The organism is Streptomyces hamibioticus (assembly GCF_047946815.1).
Taxonomy (GTDB): Bacteria; Actinomycetota; Actinomycetes; order Streptomycetales; family Streptomycetaceae; genus Streptomyces.
In genome coordinates, this window is sequence record NZ_JBKKQY010000001.1 from 3,278,452 (window position 1) to 3,296,561 (window position 18,110).

Consider the following 18,110-nt stretch of genomic DNA (forward strand, 5'->3'; position numbering starts at 1 on the left):
GCCTGGACGCGACACACATGAGGACTGAGAGCACCGGGATGGCAGACCAGACCCACGTCCTGTTCGTCGAGGACGACGACGTCATCCGCGAGGCCACCCAGCTCGCCCTGGAGCGGGACGGCTTCGCGGTCACCGCGATGCCCGACGGCCTGGCCGGCCTGGAGGCGTTCCGGGCCCGGCGGCCCGACATCGCGCTGCTGGACGTCATGGTGCCCGGCCTCGACGGCGTCAGCCTGTGCCGCCGTATCCGGGACGAGTCCACCGTGCCGGTGATCATGCTGTCGGCGCGGGCGGACTCCATCGACGTGGTGCTGGGCCTGGAGGCGGGCGCCGACGACTACGTGACCAAGCCGTTCGACGGGGCGGTGCTGGTCGCCCGGATCCGCGCGGTGCTGCGCCGCTTCGGGCACGCGGGCGGTGGCGACCGCAAGGACGCCGGGGCCGGCGCGGACGACGCGGTGCTGACCTTCGGCGAACTGGAGATCGACACCGAGGGCATGGAGGTGCGCCGGGCCGGGCAGCCGGTGGCGCTGACGCCCACCGAGATGCGGCTGCTGCTGGAGTTCTCCTCCGCACCCGGGACGGTGCTCTCGCGGGACAAGCTGCTGGAGCGGGTCTGGGAGTACGGCTGGGGCGGGGACACCCGGGTCGTGGACGTCCATGTGCAGCGGCTGCGGACCAAGATCGGCCAGGACCGCATCGAGACGGTCCGTGGCTTCGGCTACAAGCTGAAGGCCTGAGAGACGGGTATGCGGGGGTTCTTCCGGCGGCTGATCGCCTCGTCCGTGCGCCGCGCGGACATCCGTACGGGCCTGAGATGGAAGCTCAGCGCGGCCATCGCGCTGGTCGGCGCGCTGGTCGCGATCGCGCTGAGCCTGGTCGTGCACAACGCCGCGCGGGTGTCGATGCTGGACAACGCCCGCGACCTCGCCGACGACCGCGTCCAGATCGCCCAGCGCAACTACGAGCTGTCCGGGCGGCTGAACTTCCCCAACGCCCAGATCGACGACCCGGAACTGCCGGCGGAGCTGCGCAAGAAGGTGGAGCGCGGGCGGCGGGCGACGTACGTCTGCGACCGACCGGACGGCGTGACCGACATATGGGCGGCCGTGCCGCTCAAGGACGGGCACGTGATGTCCCTGCACACCCCGTTCACCGACCGCAGCGCGGACATCCTCGACGACCTCGACCAGGCGCTGGTGATCGGCTCCATCGCGGTGGTCCTAGGCGGCAGCGCGCTCGGCGTGCTCATCGGCGGGCAGCTCTCCCGCCGGCTGCGCAAGGCGGCCGCCGCCGCCAACCAGGTCGCCAGGGGCGAGAGCGAGGTACGGGTGCGGGACGCCATCGGCGGGGTGGTCCGGGACGAGACCGACGACCTGGCGCGGGCCGTGGACGCCATGACCGACGCCCTCCAGCAGCGGCTGGAGGCCGAGCGCCGGGTCACCGCCGACATCGCGCACGAGCTGCGCACCCCGGTGACCGGACTGCTGACCGCCGCCGAACTGCTGCCGCCGGGCCTGCCCACCGAGCTGGTGCTCGACCGGGCCAAGGCGATGCGCACGCTGGTCGAGGACGTGCTGGAGGTGGCCCGGCTGGACAGCGCCTCGGAGCGGGCGGAGCTGCAGGACATCATGCTGGGCGAGTTCGTCACCCGGCGGGTGGCGGCCAAGGACCCGGACGTCGACGTGCTGGTGGTGCACGAGTCGGAGGTCACCACCGACCCGCGCCGCCTGGAGCGGGTGCTGTTCAACCTGCTGGCCAACGCCGCCCGGCACGGTCGGCCGCCCATCGAGGTCAGCGTCGAGGGGCGGGTCATCCGGGTCCGCGACCACGGGCCGGGGTTCCCCGAGGCGCTGCTCGCCGAGGGCCCGAGCCGCTTCCGCACCGGCAGCGCGGACCGCGCCGGACGCGGGCACGGACTGGGGCTGACGATCGCGGCCGGGCAGGCGCGGGTACTGGGCGCCCGGCTGACCTTCCGCAACGTACGGCCGGCCGGGGCGCCCGACGACGTGCCGTCCGAGGGGGCGGTCGCCGTGCTGTGGCTGCCGGAGCACGCGCCGACGAACACCGGCAGCTATCCGATGCTGCCGCTGTCCGGGCAGAAGTGACGGACGGGCGCCCGATCCCGGCTCACGGCTCACGGCTCACGGCTCACGGCTCACGGTGCCTGATTGGCGGGCAGCCGGCCTGCGGAGCCGGTCCGCGGGCCCGGTCCGTGGGCCCGGTCCGTGGGCCCGGTCCGTGGGGCCCTGTCTTTCGGGGCCCGGCCTGCGGGATCCGGTCTACTGGCACCACTCCTGGTCCATGTCCAGGCCGCCCTCGCGGGGCTGGGTGAAGGAGAACCAGTTGCCGGAGTCGTCGCGGAACAGCGCCTCCGTGCCGTAGGGCCGCTCCTGCGGCTCCTGGAGGAACTCGACGCCGCGGTCCTTCAGCTTCTGGTAGTCGCCGTGGATGTCGTCGGTGGTCAGCACCCCGGCACCCAGTGCTCCCTTGCCCACCAGCTTCTTGACCATCTCGGCGGACTCGGGGTCCATCCCGCCCGCGGTCGGGACCATCAGCGTCAGTTCGACGTCGGGCTGGTTCGGGGAGCCGACGGTGAGCCAGCGCATGCCGCCCTCGCCCATCGTCATGTCCGTACGGACCTCGAGGCCCAGCTTCTGGGTGTAGAACTCCTTCGCCCGGTCCTGGTCGAGGACCCAGACGGTCGAGATGGCGAGACCCTTGATCATGGTGTGCTCCTGTCGGGGACGACCAACCTGGCCTGCCCTGTCACGGTAGGCAGCGGGCCGCTCGGTCGGCTTCTCCGGAATTGCGGCGCCCGGCGGCGGGCGGTCCGCTGCGGAAACCGCCGGCCCAGAGCATGGCGTAGCAGCCGGGTATGAGCGCGGCTCCGCGTCCGACGTTCTTCGCCCGGTACTCGCTCGGGGTGAGGCCCGTCCAGGCCTTGAAGCGGGCCGAGAAGGTGCCGAGGCTGCTGAAGCCGACCAGGTGGCAGACCTCGGTGACGGTCAGGTTCGCCGTGCGCAGCAGGTCCTCGGCCCGGTCGATGCGGCGGTGCGTCAGGTACTGGCGGGGGGTTCCGCCGTACGCCTCCTTGAAGGCCCGGATGAAGTGGTACCGGGAGTACCCGGCGTGCGCGGCGACCGCGTCCAGGTCGAGGCCGGGGTCGGCCCAGTCGCGGTCCATCGCGTCCTTGGCCAGCCGCAGCTGCCGCATCTTGTCCATGGGACCGATGGTGGCACGGGGCACTGACACCGGCCGTTCGGCGGATGAACGGCAGGTCAGGCCGCCGTACGGGCACGCAGCCGTCCGTCGTGGACCTCGGTGATCCGGTCCACCGCGGTGAGGTGGGTGCGGTCGTGGGTGACCAGGACGGTGGCGGTGGCCCGCTGGTGGGTGAGGCGGACGATCAGGTCGACGACGGCGGCGCCGCGCTCGTGGTCGAGGGCGCTGGTGGGTTCGTCGACCAGGAGCACGGTGGGGTCGTTCATCAGGGCGCGGGCGATGTTGACGCGCTGGCGCTGGCCGCCGGAGAGCTGGTGGGGCCGGCGGCCGGCCTGGTCGGCCAGGCCGACGGCGTCGAGCAGTTCCAGGGCCCGGGCGCGGGCGGTGCGGGGTGCGCGGCCGGCGATGTGGGCCATGACCTGGAGCTGTTCGGCGGCGGTGAGGGAGGGCAGCAGGTTGGGCTGCTGGAAGACGATGCCGATCTTGCGGCGCCGCAGGCCGGTGAGCTCACCGCGGGTCAGACCGGCGGTGGGCGTGCCGTCGACGGTGACGGTGCCGGCGTCGGGGGCGATGAGGGTGGCGGCGACGGCCAGGAGGCTGGACTTGCCGGAGCCCGAGGGGCCGACGACGGCGGTCAGGCTGCCCCGGGGCACCTCCAGGGAGACGTGGTCGAGGGCGGTCAGCCGGGAGTCGCCGTCCGGGTAGGTGAGGGTGACATCGGTCAGGCGCAGGCTCATCGGGCACTCCCCAGGGCGGTCAGCGGGTCGACGGAGGTGATGCGGCGGACGGACAGGGCGGCCCCGAGCAGGCCGAGCGCGGTCATCACCGCGGCCGGGACCAGTACGGTGCCGGGGGTGAGGACGAACGGCACGGCACGGCCGGCGACCAGGGCCCCGAGGCCCGCGGCGAGGCCGGTGCCGAGCAGGGTCCCGCCGGCCAGCAGGACGGCGGCCTGGCCGAGCGCGTCCCTGAGCAGGTGGGCGGTGGACGCGCCGAGCGCCTTCAGGACGGCGACGTCGCCGCTGCGCTGGATGGTCCACACGGTGAAGAAAGCGCCGATGACCAGTGCGGAGATGGCGAACAGGAAGCCGCGCATCAGTTGCAGCGAGCCGTTCTCGGAGGCGTAGGAGCCGATCGCGGACAGCGAGTCCTCGGTGGTGACCGTCTTGGTGCCGACCCGCCTGTCGGTGTCCGCGATCCCCGCGTCCGAGGTGGTCTCCAGGGCGATGACGGTCGCGGTCGGCCCGTCGGCGCCGCCCGCCGGGGGCGCGGTCCCGCGCCAGGTGTCCAGGCTGGTCCAGACGACCGGGGTGTGACTGAAGTGGGCGTTACCGCTCACGGCGGCGACCGCCAGCCGCCGGCCGGCCAGGGTGACGAAGCCGCCGGGCCGCACGCCGAGTTCGTCGGCGGCCGCGGTGGACAGCACCACCGCGCCGTCACTGATCCTGCGGCTCTGAGGGGCGAGACGGGAGCCGGGTTCGACGCCGAAGGCGGAGACCCCGGTGCTCCGGTCCCCGGCGGTGGCCTTGGTGGTGGTGATCCCCAGCGGTTCGGCGTTCTTCACGCCGGGGGCCTCGGCCCACTGCCGCCACTGCTGCCGGGTGACGGTGGAGTCGGCGTACGACAGGTCCCGGCCGCCGGTGGGGGCCTGGAAGGCGATCCGGTCGGCGGGCAGGCCGGTGATGGCGGAGACGTTCTGCCGGCCCAGCCCGGCGGTCAGCCCGGACAGCAGCCCGACGAGCAGAGTGATCAGCACGATGACGGTGCCCATCAGGGCGAACCGTCCCTTGGCGAACCTCAGGTCCCTCCAGGCGACGAACACGGCGTTGGCCAGTCCTTCCGGTCGGTGCGGCGGTGTGCCTCCACCGTCGCCGCCGGCCCCCCGCGCGGGCATCCGGCGGGCGGCGGCACTTCGCGGATCGAAGGACGGCACCCCGGTTGTGACTTTCGATGGAGGCCGCCCGAGGATCCGTCTCCGTACCCTGAACTCACTGTGAACACCGCCGCCCCTGTCCCGGCCCCCACCACCCGGGCCCTGACCTGGTGCCTGCACCTGCTGGTCGCCGCCCTGCTCGCGCTGGCCGCCGGGCGGGCCGTGGCGGACGGCCGTCCGCACGCCGGGCTGATCGTGGCCGCGACGGCGGTGTGCGGTCTGGTGTACGCGGCCGGGCCCGCGCTGCCGCGCGTCGGCCGCTCGCTTCGGGCCGCCGCGCTGTGGCTGGCCGCCGTGGGGGCCGGGTGGCTGGCCCTGCTGGCCCTGTCGGCGGACGGGGTGTGGGTGGCGTTCCCGCTGTACTTCCTCCAGCTCCACCTGCTGCCGCGGCGGGCCGGCCTGGCCGCCGTGACGGCCACCGCGGTGGCGGCCGTCACGGGCTTCGCCGCCCATCAGGACTCCTTCGGCGCGGCGATGGCGATCGGGCCGGCCCTCGGCGCCGCCGTGGCGGTGGCGGTGGTGTGGGGCTACCAGGCCCTGTACCGGGAGAGCGAGCAGCGCAGGCGGCTGATCGAGGAGCTCACCGCCACCCGCGCCGACCTGGCCCGGGCCCAGCACACCGCCGGGGTGCTGGCCGAACGCGAACGCCTGGCCCGCGAGATCCACGACACCCTCGCCCAGGGCCTGTCCAGCATCCAGCTGCTGCTGCGGGCCGCCGAACGCTCCCTGCCGGACACGCCCGAGAGCGCCGCCCGCCACGTCGAGCAGGCCCGCCAGGCCGCCGTCGACAACCTCGCCGAGGCCCGTCGCTTCGTCGCCGCGCTCTCCCCGGCCGCCCTGGAGGGCACCACCCTCGCCGGCGCCCTCGAACGCCTGTGCGCCACCACCAGCGCCCGGCACCGGCTCACCGCGCGCTTCCACGTCACCGGCGACCCGGTGCCGCTGCCGGCCGCGCACGAGGTCGCACTGTTGCGCATCGCCCAGTCGGCCCTCGCGAACACCGTCCGGCACGCCCGCGCCGACGCCGCCGAGGTCACCCTCAGCTACCTCGGTGACCACATCGCCGTGGACGTCGTCGACGACGGACGCGGCTTCGCCCCCGACCGGCTGCCCGTGCCCGACCCGCAGGCCGGCGGGTTCGGACTGGCCGCCATGCGCGCCCGGGCCCACGCCCTCGGCGGTACCTTCACCGTCGAATCGGCCCCCGGCCGCGGCACCGCACTGGCCGCCCAGCTGCCTCTGACTCCGGCTCCGGCCCCGGCTCCAGCCCCGGCTCCGGGCCCGGCCTCGGCCCCGGCCTCGGCCCCGGCCGGCGAATCGGAACAGGCCGAGCGCCCGCCCGCCGGCTCCCCGCCCACCGCATCCGCACTCGAGGCCCGCCCGTGACCGACGCCCCCATCCGCCTGCTCCTGGCCGACGACCATCCCGTCGTACGGGCCGGACTCCGCGCCGTACTGGAGACCGAACCCGGCATCGAGGTGGTGGCCGAGGCCGCCACCGCCGAGGACGCCGTCGCCCGCGCGGCCCGGGGAGACGTCGACGTCGTCCTCATGGACCTCCAGTTCGGCAAGGGCATGAACGGCGCCGAGGCCACCGCCGCGATCACCGCCCGCCCCGAGGCCCCCCGTGTGGTGATCGTCACCACCTACGACACCGACGCCGACACGCTCCCCGCGATCGAGGCCGGTGCGACCGGCTACCTTCTCAAGGACGCCCCGCCCGAGGACCTGGCCGCCGCCGTACGCACCGCCGCCGCGGGCCGCACCACCCTGGCACCGGCCGTCGCGGACCGGCTGATGAACCGGCTGCGTGCCCCCGGCACCGCCCTGACCCGGCGCGAGACCGAGGTGCTGGCGCTGGTCGCCGCGGGCCTGTCCAACCAGGCCGTCGGCGCCCGGCTCCACCTCACCGAAGGGACCGTCAAGTCCCATCTGACCCGTATCTACACCAAGCTCGACGTCGACTCCCGCACCGCCGCCGTCGCCGCCGCCACCGACCTCGGCCTCATCCGCCGCTAGCGCCCCGGCAGCCGGCGGCCCTCCCGCCGGCCGAGGGCCCCGGGGCCGATGGCGCCCCGGAGGAGGCGGCAGGACGACGAAGGCCCCCGGCCGGCACCGAAGTACCGTCCGGGGGCCCTGCGCCTCCGTACGTGCGGGTCAGACCGCCTCCCCCACCCGCGACTCGCCCGGCACCGGGTCGTCACCGGACCCGTCGTCCGCGGTACGGGGCGGGGCGGAGAGTCCCTGGGGCGAGAGCCCTCAGACGGTCACGCCCTTGGAGCGCAGGAAGGCGACCGGGTCGACGGCCGAGCCGTAGTTCGGGGTGGTGCGGATCTCGAAGTGCAGGTGCGGGCCGCTGGAGTTGCCGGTGTTGCCGGACTTGGCGATGTGCTGACCGGTCTTCACGACCTGGCCCGGCTTCACGTCGACCTTCGACAGGTGGGCGTACTGGGAGTACGTGCCGTTGCCGTGCTTGATCACGACGGCGTTGCCGTAGGCGGGGCCGTCACCGGCACCGTTCGGGCCGGCCTTGACGACGGTGCCGCCATGGGTGGCCACGACATCGGTGCCGACCGGCACGGCGAAGTCCTGGCCGCTGTGCTTGGACGCCCACATGCCGCCGTTCTGGGCGAAGCTCGCGGTGAGCTTGTACTTCTTGACCGGGTCGACCCAGGAGGCGGCCTTCTTCTTGGCGGCGGCCTTCTTGGCGGTGACCTTCTTCGCGGCGGCGGCCTTCTCGGCCTTGACGGCCTTCGCGGCCTCGGCCTGGACGGCGGCCTGGGCCTCGACGGCGTGCGCGGCGGTCGACGCGGTGGTGGCGCTGGAGGCCGCCGTGGTGTCGACGGCGACCGCGACCCCGGCTCCCAGTGCGACCGAAGTACCGAGGCCGGCGGCCAGCACGGCCGCACGGGTGCGGAGGGTGGTCGGACCGGAGAGACGGGACGTGACACGCGAGAACATTCGAACCTCATGGGGAAGGGGGCACAGGAACGCCCATCCGACGGGCGCACAGGCATTCGCCGGGCGGGCCCCACCTTGGTAACCCGATCGGTCGTAACCGCACAAAGGTGTGACCTACGACCAGATCTAGTACTTCATCCCCAAACTTCCCGGCGCACGACAGAAGTGTCATTTGGGACAGACCAGCTCAGAGCACCGGATTCCCCCCCCGCTCCATGCGGAGATATGTCCGATTTCGTAGTCCTCGGCCACTCTCCTATTCCGCGTAGTACGTGACGCACGTCCTGTGCGGCACATCACCGGCAGGCCCCGTCGAGGGGCCCGCGAATGTGACCCGGGCTACTCCGGCACCAGGCGACGCGCCCCTCCCGAAAGGCGGTTCAGCCGCCGTCGGCCTGTGGTCGGCGCCACATCGCCAGGGGCCCTGGACGGGCCGGGAGCCGGACCCGTCGAACGGCCCGCGCGGCCGTAGGCGCCGCCGTCGTTCCGCCGCGAGAAGCGCAGCGTCGCCCCCGGCGCCCTCCGGAAACCGGCCGGTCAGCGGGTGGCGAGGAACTCGAGCGTGTCGATCACGCGGTTCGAGAAGCCCCACTCGTTGTCGTACCAGGCGACCACCTTGACGTGGCGGCCGTCGACGCGGGTGAGGGCCGAGTCGAAGACCGACGAGGCGGGATTGCCCACGATGTCGGAGGAGACGAGCGGGTCGTCGGAGTACTCGAGGATGCCGGCGAGCGGCCCCTGCGCTGCGGCGCGGTACGCCGCCAGCACGTCGTCGCGTGTCACGTCGCGCGCGACGGTGGTGTTGAGCTCGACGATCGAGCCCACCGGCACCGGTACGCGGATCGAGTCGCCCGACAGCTTGCCGTCGAGGTTCGGCAGCACCAGGCCGATCGCCTTGGCGGCGCCGGTCGTGGTCGGCACGATGTTGACGCCGGCGGCCCGGGCGCGACGGGCGTCGCGGTGCGGACCGTCCTGCAGGTTCTGCTCCTGCGTGTAGGCGTGCACCGTCGTCATGAACCCGTGCTCGATACCGGCGAGTTCGTCGAGCACCTTGGCCAGCGGCGCGAGCGCGTTGGTGGTGCAGGAGGCGTTCGAGACGATGGTGTGCACGGCCGGGTCGTAGGCGTCGGTGTTGACCCCGAAGGCGAGCGTGACGTCGGCGCCGTCCGACGGCGCGCTGACGAGTACCTTCCTCGCGCCCGCGTCGAGGTGGGCCCGGGCGGCCTCGGCCGAGGTGAAGCGGCCGGTGGCCTCCAGGACGATGTCGACGCCGAGTTCGGCCCACGGCAGCTGCGCCGGTTCGCGCTCGGCCGGCACCGTGATCCGGCGGCCGTCGACGACGAGGGCGTTCCCGTCGACGGTCACCGGGCGCCCGAGCCGGCCGGCCGTGCTGTCGTAGGCGAGCAGCCGGGCGAGGGCGGCGGGCTCCGTCAGGTCGTTGACGGCGACGATCTCGAGGGTGCTGTCGCGCTCCAGCAGCGCGCGCAGCACATTGCGTCCGATGCGGCCGAATCCGTTGATGGCGATGCGAGTCATGAGTGATGTCCCTTCCGTTCGCCACCAGGCTCGCCCGCGGCCGGCGCCGCTGACAGTGGCGCGATCGCCACGGTTCAAAAGGATCCCGCCAGCCGGTGCCGGGGGGTCACTCGCCCCGGGTGAAGGTGCGCCGGTACTCGCTCGGTGTGGTGCCGAGGATGCGCTGGAAGTGCAGGCGCAGGTTCGCGCCGGTGCCGAGCCCGATGTCGGCGGCGATCTGTTCGACGCTGCGCTGCGAGCGCTCCAGCAGTTCGCGGGCCAGGTCGATGCGGGCGCGCATCACCCACTGCATCGGCGTGTAGCCGGTCTCCTCGACGAAGCGCCGGGAGAACGTGCGCGCCGAGACCCCCGCCTGCCGCGCCAGTACGCCGAGGGTGAGGGGCTCGCCGAGCCGGTGCAGCGCCCACTCGCGGGTGGCGGCGAACCGCTCGCCGAGCGGCTCGGGGACGCTGCGCGGCACGTACTGGGCCTGGCCGCCGCTGCGGTAGGGGGCCGCGACCAGACGCCGGGCCGCGTGGTTGGAGGCGGCCACTCCGAGGTCGCCGCGCAGGATGTGCAGGCACAGGTCGATGCCGGAGGCGGCGCCGGCCGAGGTGAGCACGCTGCCCTCGTCGACGAACAGCACGTTCTCGTCGACCCGGACGAGCGGGTGCCTGGCCACGAGTGCCCGCGTGTAGTGCCAGTGCGTCGTGGCGCGCCTGCCGTCGAGCAGGCCCGTGGCGGCGAGCGCGAAGGCGCCCGTCGAGATGGCGGCGAGCCGCGCTCCCCGGTCGTGCGCGGCGATCAGTGCCTCGACGACGGACCGGGGCGGGTCGTCGCGGTCCGGGAACCGGTAGCCGGGGACGAAGACGATGTCGGCCCACGCAAGCGCGTCGAGGCCGTGGGCGACGTAGTAGGCCAGGCCGTCGCCGCCGGTCACGAGTCCGGGTGCCGCCCCGCACACCCGCACCTCGTACGGCATGCTCGCGCGGGTCGTGAAGACCTGCGCGGGGATTCCGACATCGAGCGGCTTCGCACCCTCGAGCACGAGGACGGCGACGCGATGCAGGCGGGGTGCAGGCACAGGAAGAGGTTACGTGGGGCGTGACTTCGAACCGGCGGCCCTGCGCGGACTCGGGGAGCGGGCGCGCGTCCAGGCGGCCGGGGCGATGCGGCCAAGAGGCTCCTCGCGGGCCCGCCCCGAGTGGTTGACGCACCTGTGGCTCGACTCGGAACCCACCGGCACCGATGGGTCCGCAACGTGCCGAGGGGGGCGCGAGCCACGGCGTGGCAACGCGAACCAACTGACAACTGCTCAGTAACCCAATCGTTGCCGTCCAGCCACTTGTTGACGCGAGCATGCCCGGGACACTTTGTGCCGTCAGGCATCCGCGCAGGCATGAGAGGACGCCACCCCCCATGACCGAACAGACCGGACCGACCAGACAGTCCGGGCGCGCCTGGAAGCGCGCCCTCGGCACCGCCGCCGTCACCGGGGCCGTGCTCACCATGACGGTCGCGCCCGCCGGCGCCGCCACGTCGTCGCCCACCCCCGCACAGGCCCCGGCCGCCACGGCCTCGGCCGCGGCCGACGTCGACTACGACACCTGGCAGCGGGACTGCCGGGCCGTGATGGACCGGGCGCTGCCGTACCTGAAGGAGCGCATCGCCGACGCCCGGCCCGGCGAGAAGCAGGCGATCGTCCTCGACATAGACAACACCTCCCTGGAGACCGACTTCGGCTTCAGCTACCCGCAGCCCGCCAACGCGCCGGTCCTGGAGGCCGCCCGGTACGCCCAGGAGCGCGGGGTCGCCCTGTTCTTCGTGACGGCCCGCCCGGGGATCATCTACCACCCCACCGAGTGGAACCTCGGCCACGCCGGCTACGAGTCCTCCGGCCTGTACGTCCGCGGCTTCTTCGACCTGTTCAAGAACGTCGCCGACTACAAGACCGCCCAGCGCGTCGACATAGAGTCCAAGGGCTACACGATCATCGCGAACATCGGCAACAGTGCCACCGACCTGTCGGGCGGCCACGCGGAGAAGACGTTCAAGCTGCCGGACTACGACGGACAGCTGTCGTAACCCGGGTCCGGGCACGCCGAAGGGGCCGGTGCTCTTCAGCACCGGCCCCTTCGGGTGCGAGGTCTACGCCTCCTTGCTCAGGTTCGGACCGCCGCCGGCCGCCTGCTCGATCGGCGGGACGTCGGGCAGCGCCGACTTCTCCTCACCGCGGAAGGTGAAGGTCTGGGACTCGCCCTCGCCCTCGGTGTCCACGACCACGATGTGACCGGGGCGCAGCTCGCCGAAGAGGATCTTCTCCGACAGCGAGTCCTCGATCTCGCGCTGGATGGTCCGGCGCAGCGGCCGGGCGCCCAGCACGGGGTCGTAGCCCTTCTTGGACAGCAGTTCCTTGGCGGTCTGGGACAGCTCGATGCCCATGTCCCGGTCCTTCAGGCGCTCGTCCACCTTGCTGATCATCAGGTCGACGATCCGGAGGATGTCGTTCTGCGTCAGCTGCGGGAAGACCACCACGTCGTCGACGCGGTTGAGGAACTCGGGCCGGAAGTGCTGCTTCAGCTCGTCCGACACCTTGTTCTTCATGCGCTCGTAGTTGGTCTTCGTGTCGCCCGCGGCGGCGAAGCCCAGGTTGAAGCCCTTGGAGATGTCCCGGGTGCCGAGGTTGGTCGTCATGATGATGACCGTGTTCTTGAAGTCCACGACCCGGCCCTGGGAGTCGGTCAGACGACCGTCCTCCAGGATCTGCAGCAGCGAGTTGAAGATGTCCGGGTGGGCCTTCTCGACCTCGTCGAAGAGGACGACGGAGAACGGCTTGCGGCGCACCTTCTCGGTCAGCTGGCCGCCCTCCTCGTAGCCCACGTAACCGGGGGGCGAACCGAAGAGACGCGACACCGTGTGCTTCTCGCTGAACTCCGACATGTCGAGGGAGATCAGCGCGTCCTCGTCACCGAACAGGAACTCGGCCAGCGCCTTGGACAGCTCCGTCTTACCGACACCGGAGGGGCTGGCGAAGATGAACGAGCCACCCGGACGCTTCGGGTCCTTGAGCCCCGCACGCGTACGGCGGATCGCCTTCGACAGCGCCTTGACGGCGTCGTTCTGGCCGATGACCCGCTTGTGCAGCTCGTCCTCCATGCGGAGCAGACGGCTGGACTCCTCCTCGGTCAGCTTGAAGACCGGGATGCCGGTCGCCGTGGCGAGGACCTCGGCGATCAGCTCGCCGTCGACCTCGGCGACGACGTCCATGTCGCCGGCCTTCCACTCCTTCTCCCGCTTGGCCTTGGCGGCCAGGAGCTGCTTCTCCTTGTCGCGGAGGGAGGCGGCCTTCTCGAAGTCCTGCGAGTCGATCGCGGACTCCTTGTCCCGGCGGACGCCGGCGATCTTCTCGTCGAACTCGCGCAGGTCCGGCGGCGCGGTCATCCGGCGGATGCGCATCCGGGAGCCGGCCTCGTCGATCAGGTCGATCGCCTTGTCCGGCAGGAAGCGGTCCGAGATGTACCGGTCGGCCAGGGTGGCGGCCTGGACCAGCGCCTCGTCGGTGATCGAGACGCGGTGGTGCGCCTCGTAGCGGTCCCGCAGGCCCTTGAGGATCTCGATCGTGTGCGGCAGGGACGGCTCCGCGACCTGGATCGGCTGGAAGCGGCGCTCCAGGGCCGCGTCCTTCTCCAGGTGCTTGCGGTACTCGTCCAGCGTGGTCGCACCGATGGTCTGCAGCTCACCGCGGGCCAGCATCGGCTTCAGGATGGAGGCCGCGTCGATGGCGCCCTCGGCGGCACCCGCACCGACCAGCGTGTGCAGCTCGTCGATGAACAGGATGATGTCGCCGCGGGTGCGGATCTCCTTGAGCACCTTCTTCAGGCGCTCCTCGAAGTCACCGCGGTAGCGGGAGCCGGCGACCAGCGCGCCGAGGTCCAGGGTGTAGAGGTGCTTGTCCTTGAGGGTCTCGGGCACCTCGCCCTTGACGATGGCCTGGGCGAGGCCCTCGACGACGGCGGTCTTGCCGACGCCGGGCTCACCGATCAGGACCGGGTTGTTCTTCGTCCGGCGGGACAGCACCTGCATGACCCGCTCGATCTCCTTCTCGCGCCCGATGACCGGGTCGAGCTTGGACTCACGAGCGGCCTGGGTGAGGTTCCGGCCGAACTGGTCGAGGACCAGGGACGTGGAGGGCGTGCCCTCGGCAGGACCGCCGGCGGTGGCGGTCTCCTTGCCCTGGTAACCGGAGAGCAGCTGGATCACCTGCTGCCGCACGCGGTTCAGATCTGCGCCCAGCTTGACCAGGACCTGGGCGGCGACGCCCTCGCCCTCACGGATCAGGCCGAGCAGGATGTGCTCCGTGCCGATGTAGTTGTGGCCCAGCTGAAGCGCCTCGCGGAGCGACAGCTCCAGCACCTTCTTGGCACGGGGGGTGAAGGGGATGTGACCCGACGGGGCCTGCTGGCCCTGCCCGATGATCTCCTCCACCTGCTGGCGGACCGCCTCGAGCGAAATCCCGAGGCTCTCAAGGGCCTTGGCGGCGACACCCTCACCCTCATGGATCAGGCCCAGGAGGATGTGCTCGGTGCCGATGTAGTTGTGGTTGAGCATCCGGGCTTCTTCCTGAGCCAGGACGACAACCCGCCGCGCGCGGTCGGTGAACCTCTCGAACATCGTTAATCGCTCCTCAGAGCGGTCAGGCAGTAAGGGGAACTTCCCCTCCCTGTCCTTCCGCAGCTTAGTCCCGCAAGCGGGGACCGCTCATTCCAACTGCCGACACCGTCGATGGCCTCCTGACCCCGAACGCCGACATCTGCTCCAACCCGATGGTGCGAGACGATGTTCCCGCAGGCCAGGCACTTACCCCCATCGCCAGTACGCCGATGGCGAACGTGAGACGGCCCATCCTGCGTGTCGCCCCCTCCCACTAGGGATGTCTTACCCGCCGGCACCGGCAGTCCATGCCGCGCGCCCCCGTTCCCTCCGCTACGGGCGAACAACTTCACGCCTCCCCGCAACCCCGCGCGCCCCCTCGTTCAGTACTCAGCGCATTGGTCAGAGCACCCAGCGTAACCCGGACGGCCTTTCGACGGTTGCACTTGGCATGTCTGGCACCGCCTCGGTCCCCTCGCCTCGCCGGCCGCTCGAGTCGGCACGGTCGGCACGGTCGGCGGTCCGGGCGCAGTCGGCGCCGTGGGCGCAGTGGGTGCGGTGGTGGTACGAGAGCCGGCTCGGCTGGGAGACGGCGCCAGGGCCCCCGGGCTCCCCGGTGCGGCTCCGGGTCGGCGTCCGCTTCGACGTCCTGGACGTTCCCGCGGAGGCCGGGCAGGCGTCGCTGGGGCGGCTCGGGCCGGACTCTCCGGTGGCCGTCCGGGGCGAGCGCATGCTGCTGCTGGTGGCGGCGGGCAGCGCGGAGGAGCTGCCGGGGCTGCTGGACTGGCTGGAGTGGGGCTCACTGCCCCTCGGCCTGACGGCGGTCGGCGAGGGCGGCCTCATGGACGCGCCGCCGCCTCCCGGCGCCGGAGTGGCCGGCGTCCGACCGCTTGCCGCACAGGGGGCGGGAGGGAAGGGGGCCGCCGTGTGGCTGCGGCCCCCTGTTCCGGGGCGCGAGGTCGAGGCCTCGCTGCCGGCCCTGCCGGCCGTGGGGGGCGGTGCAGGCGCCCCCGACCTCGTGCGGCTGGTCGACACGGTGGCAGTGCAGTGCCACCGCGTCCGGTTGCGGCGGGCGTACGCGGCGCCGCGGCCCTCGGGATGAATCAGCCGTCGATTCAGCCGCCGGCCTTCTGGTGTCAGCCGTTGGCCTTCTCGTAGGCCTCGCGAATGCTGGCGGGAACACGGCCGCGGTCGTTGACCTCGTAGCCGTTCTCCTTCGCCCAGGCACGGATGGCCGCCGTGTCCTGGCTGCTGCCCGAAGAAGCGCGCGCCTTGCCACGCCCGCCCGAAGCGCGCCCTCCGGTACGACGACCGCCCTTCACGTAAGGCTCGAGAAGGCTGCGGAGCTTGTCCGCATTGGCGGTGGTGAGATCGATCTCGTACGTCTTGCCGTCCAGTGCGAACGTGACGGTCTCGTCCGCCTCGCCGCCGTCGAGGTCGTCGACAAGAAGGACCTGAACCTTCTGTGCCACCGGATTTCCTTTCATCGATAACTTGAGGGCCGGGGTCCACCGGCGTCCGCCGTATCGCCGTCCCCTGATATATGCAGTACTGCAGTACGCCGGAAAGCAAACCGCTTTTGCGGGAAAAACACAAACCCTCGGCGGAGACCGGCAGCCCGGAACCTCACCGGAAAGATGCGCGTATCGGACATAGGGCACCGCGCGCGGCAGTCACGCTTGACGATCACAGATGCAGAAGCATCCGGCTGTTGCCCAGGGTGTTCGGTTTCACTCGTTCGAGACCGAGGAACTCCGCGACGCCCTCGTCATAGGAACGGAGCAGCTCCGCATAGACATCGGTGTCGACCGGTGTCTCTCCGATCTCCACGAAGCCGTGCTTGCCGAAGAAGTCCACTTCGAAGGTCAGACAGAAAACGCGGCTAACGCCGAGCTGGCGCGCGGTCTCCAGCAACTTCTGGAGGAGCCGGTGGCCGACGCCGGCGCCCTTCAGCCCCGGCTTCACCGCGAGAGTCCGTACTTCCGCGAGGTCTTCCCACATCACGTGCAGGGCGCCGCAGCCGACGACCTCGGCGTTGTCGTCGCGTTCCGCGACCCAGAACTCCTGGATGTCCTCGTAAAGCGTCACCGTCGCTTTGTCGAGCAGGATGCCGTCCCGGACGTAGGCGTCGAGGAGCCGGCGCACCGCCGGGACATCCCGGGTGCGGGCCCGCCGGACGGTGATGGCTTTTGCGGTGACTTCGGGGCTCACTGCTGACATGAGCGGACGCTATCGCCCGCCGTCGTCCTGTGCCGAGCCGGGGCTGGGGGGCGCCGGCGGCCTATTGGGCGGGCGGGTTTCGGAGGTTTCCGGGCCCTGGACGATGCGGATGGCGTCGCTGAGCGCCTGTCGTTGTTCGTCGCTCATCATGCCGAAGAAGGCCACGAGGGCGGCGGCCGGGTTGTCGCTCTGCGACCAGGCGTCGTTCATGAGTGCGGCGGCGTAGGCGGCGCGGGTGGAGACGGCCTCATATCGATAGGCCCGGCCTTCCGACTCGCGGCGCACCCAACCCTTCTGATGGAGATTGTCCAGAACGGTCATCACGGTGGTGTACGCGATCGACCGTTCCTGTTGGAGATCTTCCAGGACTTCTCGAACGGTGACCGGGCGGTTCCACTTCCACACTCTGGTCATGACCGCGTCTTCGAGTTCTCCCAATGGGCGAGGCACCCTCAGAACAATAGTGGGAGATCCCGGCAATTGCGTGCCAGGCATGCGCTTACGTGGCAGATGGGAACAAAAGGGACGTCCGGTGCGCGGGCGCGCGAGTGCGCGAGCAGGTGGCCGCACGAGGAGACCGCCGAGGGGGCTGCCGGTGCCCCGGGGCGGGCGCCGGTCAGGCCTCGGCGCGCGGGGAGCTCTGCTGGGCGCTCTCCGCGCGCGCGACGGCGGCGTCGACGGCCGCGTCCTCCTTGGCCTTGTTGGCGCCGCCCTGGGACTTGATGATCACCCTGACCACGGCGATGAAGAGCACGGCCATGACGACCGGAGGCAGGAGCGCGGAGACGTAGTCCATGGCTCCAGAGTAGCCAGCCGCGCCCGTCAGCCGGCGGCGAGGTGCCGGTGGGAGTCGGAAGGGGGCGGGGTGGGCTTGCGGCGGGGGAAGACCTCGCCCGGGGTGGGGACGGGGCGCTTGGGGCCGGGGCTGGGGGCGGCCGGCTTCTGGGCGGGCTTCTGGGCCGGTTTCTGGGCGGGCTTCTGGCCCGGCTTCTCCTCCGGACTCCCGTCGGGGTCCTGGTCGGCCGCGGAGGGGCCGGCGGACAGGCCGCCGGGGAGGGCGAGGAGACGGGCGCGGATGGGAGCGGTGGGGGTGGGGATGGCCGGCGTGCGGGTGGCCGGGGCGTGAGTGCGGGCGGCGGGGACGGTGGCCGCGGGGGCGGTGGTGGCTGTGGCGGGTGTGGCGGGTGTGGCCAGCGTGGCGGATGTGGTGGCCGTCGTGGCCTGGCAGCGGCTGAGGAGGGCGGCGGCGGTGGGGTTGCCCCGCAGGGCCCCGAGGGCGGCGAGGTCGTCCTGGTCGGGGTGGTGTCCGGCGCCCAGGGCCTCGTCCAGGAGCGCGAGGTAGCCGGCGGCGGTGCCGGGGAGCGCGGCGCGGTAGCGGGCGAGGTCGGCCACCAGGAACGCCTTCAGGCGGGCGCTCTCCCGCGTCGCCTCGTCGAGCGACTCTGCTAGGCGGAGGCAGTCCTGGACGTCCTCGGCCGAGACGGGGCTGGGGTTGAGGGCGAGGGCGAGGGCGCGGCGGAGCACACGCAGCTCCTCCACGCCGAACGCCATGCCGCCGCGGGATCCGTATGGCGTGGGCATGTGCCGACGATACGCGCTAATCAGAC

General features: G+C 72.0%; 19 protein-coding genes. 6 read left to right on the top strand and 13 right to left on the bottom strand.

Going from position 1 to position 18,110, the window contains the following annotated elements; all coding sequences use genetic code 11:
* Nucleotides 1-38: 38 nt before the first annotated feature.
* Both cseB and cseC read left to right on the top strand, forming a co-directional pair.
* On the top strand, nt 39-740 hold the full coding sequence (gene cseB / locus ACLGIH_RS14680; RefSeq protein ID WP_416525692.1) for a two-component system response regulator CseB: 702 nt from the start codon (nt 39-41) through the stop codon (nt 738-740).
* A 9-nt stretch (nt 741-749) separates the two neighbouring features.
* On the top strand, nt 750-2,108 hold the full coding sequence (gene cseC, locus ACLGIH_RS14685; RefSeq protein WP_416525693.1) for a two-component system sensor histidine kinase CseC: 1,359 nt from the start codon (nt 750-752) through the stop codon (nt 2,106-2,108).
* 174 nt (nt 2,109-2,282) lie between these two features.
* Here the strand turns inward: cseC and ACLGIH_RS14690 are convergent, their stop codons facing one another.
* The 4 genes from ACLGIH_RS14690 to ACLGIH_RS14705 form a co-directional block, all read right to left on the bottom strand.
* The gene (locus ACLGIH_RS14690) at nt 2,283-2,729 is read right to left on the bottom strand and encodes a VOC family protein (RefSeq protein ID WP_416525694.1); all 447 of its coding nucleotides are present in this window, start codon (nt 2,727-2,729) and stop codon (nt 2,283-2,285) included.
* A gap of 40 nt (nt 2,730-2,769) precedes the next feature.
* Nucleotides 2,770-3,216: a helix-turn-helix transcriptional regulator gene (locus tag ACLGIH_RS14695; RefSeq protein ID WP_416529384.1), complete on the bottom strand. Its 447-nt coding sequence runs from the start codon at nt 3,214-3,216 to the stop codon at nt 2,770-2,772.
* 65 nt (nt 3,217-3,281) lie between these two features.
* On the bottom strand, nt 3,282-3,962 hold the full coding sequence (locus tag ACLGIH_RS14700) for an ABC transporter ATP-binding protein (protein ID WP_416525695.1): 681 nt from the start codon (nt 3,960-3,962) through the stop codon (nt 3,282-3,284).
* A complete protein-coding gene (locus ACLGIH_RS14705; RefSeq protein ID WP_416525696.1) occupies nt 3,959-5,047 on the bottom strand; it encodes an ABC transporter permease in 1,089 nt (362 codons plus the stop codon). The genes ACLGIH_RS14700 and ACLGIH_RS14705 overlap by 4 nt, the downstream gene beginning before the upstream one ends.
* Nucleotides 5,048-5,218: 171 nt before the next feature.
* Between ACLGIH_RS14705 and ACLGIH_RS14710 the strand changes: the two genes are divergently transcribed.
* Both ACLGIH_RS14710 and ACLGIH_RS14715 read left to right on the top strand, forming a co-directional pair.
* Nucleotides 5,219-6,544, top strand: coding sequence for a sensor histidine kinase (locus ACLGIH_RS14710; RefSeq protein WP_416525697.1), 1,326 nt, complete (start codon nt 5,219-5,221; stop codon nt 6,542-6,544).
* The gene (locus ACLGIH_RS14715; protein WP_416525698.1) at nt 6,541-7,176 is read left to right on the top strand and encodes a response regulator; all 636 of its coding nucleotides are present in this window, start codon (nt 6,541-6,543) and stop codon (nt 7,174-7,176) included. Before ACLGIH_RS14710 ends, ACLGIH_RS14715 begins: the two co-directional genes overlap by 4 nt.
* A gap of 240 nt (nt 7,177-7,416) precedes the next feature.
* On the opposite strand, the gene ACLGIH_RS14720 is transcribed toward ACLGIH_RS14715, so the two are convergent.
* From ACLGIH_RS14720 to ACLGIH_RS14730, 3 genes are all read right to left on the bottom strand, one after another.
* Entirely contained in the window at nt 7,417-8,118 is a 702-nt protein-coding gene (locus ACLGIH_RS14720) for a M23 family metallopeptidase (RefSeq protein WP_416525699.1), read from the bottom strand.
* Nucleotides 8,119-8,655: 537 nt separating this feature from the next.
* Entirely contained in the window at nt 8,656-9,654 is a 999-nt protein-coding gene (gap, locus tag ACLGIH_RS14725) for a type I glyceraldehyde-3-phosphate dehydrogenase (RefSeq protein ID WP_416525700.1), read from the bottom strand.
* A gap of 106 nt (nt 9,655-9,760) precedes the next feature.
* On the bottom strand, nt 9,761-10,717 hold the full coding sequence (locus ACLGIH_RS14730) for a GlxA family transcriptional regulator (RefSeq protein WP_416525701.1): 957 nt from the start codon (nt 10,715-10,717) through the stop codon (nt 9,761-9,763).
* Between the two features lie 335 nt (nt 10,718-11,052).
* Between ACLGIH_RS14730 and ACLGIH_RS14735 the strand changes: the two genes are divergently transcribed.
* Nucleotides 11,053-11,718 (top strand): HAD family acid phosphatase, encoded by a 666-nt coding sequence (locus tag ACLGIH_RS14735; RefSeq protein ID WP_416525702.1) that lies wholly within the window; start codon nt 11,053-11,055, stop codon nt 11,716-11,718.
* Nucleotides 11,719-11,781: 63 nt separating this feature from the next.
* On the opposite strand, the gene ACLGIH_RS14740 is transcribed toward ACLGIH_RS14735, so the two are convergent.
* Nucleotides 11,782-14,304, bottom strand: a complete 2,523-nt coding sequence (locus ACLGIH_RS14740; RefSeq protein WP_416525703.1) for an ATP-dependent Clp protease ATP-binding subunit — start codon at nt 14,302-14,304, stop codon at nt 11,782-11,784.
* Nucleotides 14,305-14,734: 430 nt separating this feature from the next.
* Between ACLGIH_RS14740 and ACLGIH_RS14745 the strand changes: the two genes are divergently transcribed.
* On the top strand, nt 14,735-15,385 hold the full coding sequence (locus ACLGIH_RS14745; RefSeq protein WP_416525704.1) for an SCO3374 family protein: 651 nt from the start codon (nt 14,735-14,737) through the stop codon (nt 15,383-15,385).
* A 34-nt stretch (nt 15,386-15,419) separates the two neighbouring features.
* Here ACLGIH_RS14745 and ACLGIH_RS14750 read toward each other — a convergent pair whose 3' ends face one another.
* The 5 genes from ACLGIH_RS14750 to ACLGIH_RS14770 all read right to left on the bottom strand — a co-directional run bounded on the left by ACLGIH_RS14750 (nt 15,420) and on the right by ACLGIH_RS14770 (nt 18,054).
* A complete protein-coding gene (locus tag ACLGIH_RS14750) occupies nt 15,420-15,755 on the bottom strand; it encodes a histone-like nucleoid-structuring protein Lsr2 (protein WP_416525705.1) in 336 nt (111 codons plus the stop codon).
* A gap of 214 nt (nt 15,756-15,969) precedes the next feature.
* Nucleotides 15,970-16,503 (bottom strand): amino-acid N-acetyltransferase, encoded by a 534-nt coding sequence (locus ACLGIH_RS14755; protein ID WP_416525706.1) that lies wholly within the window; start codon nt 16,501-16,503, stop codon nt 15,970-15,972.
* A gap of 9 nt (nt 16,504-16,512) precedes the next feature.
* Complete coding sequence (locus tag ACLGIH_RS14760) at nt 16,513-16,941, bottom strand: BlaI/MecI/CopY family transcriptional regulator (RefSeq protein WP_416525707.1); 429 nt, start codon at nt 16,939-16,941, stop codon at nt 16,513-16,515.
* 178 nt (nt 16,942-17,119) lie between these two features.
* Nucleotides 17,120-17,299 carry a hypothetical protein gene (locus ACLGIH_RS14765; protein WP_416525708.1) on the bottom strand — a complete coding sequence of 60 codons (180 nt, stop codon included), beginning with the start codon at nt 17,297-17,299 and terminating at the stop codon, nt 17,120-17,122.
* Nucleotides 17,300-17,325: 26 nt separating this feature from the next.
* Nucleotides 17,326-18,054, bottom strand: a complete 729-nt coding sequence (locus tag ACLGIH_RS14770; protein WP_416529385.1) for a hypothetical protein — start codon at nt 18,052-18,054, stop codon at nt 17,326-17,328.
* Nucleotides 18,055-18,110: the final 56 nt, after the last annotated feature.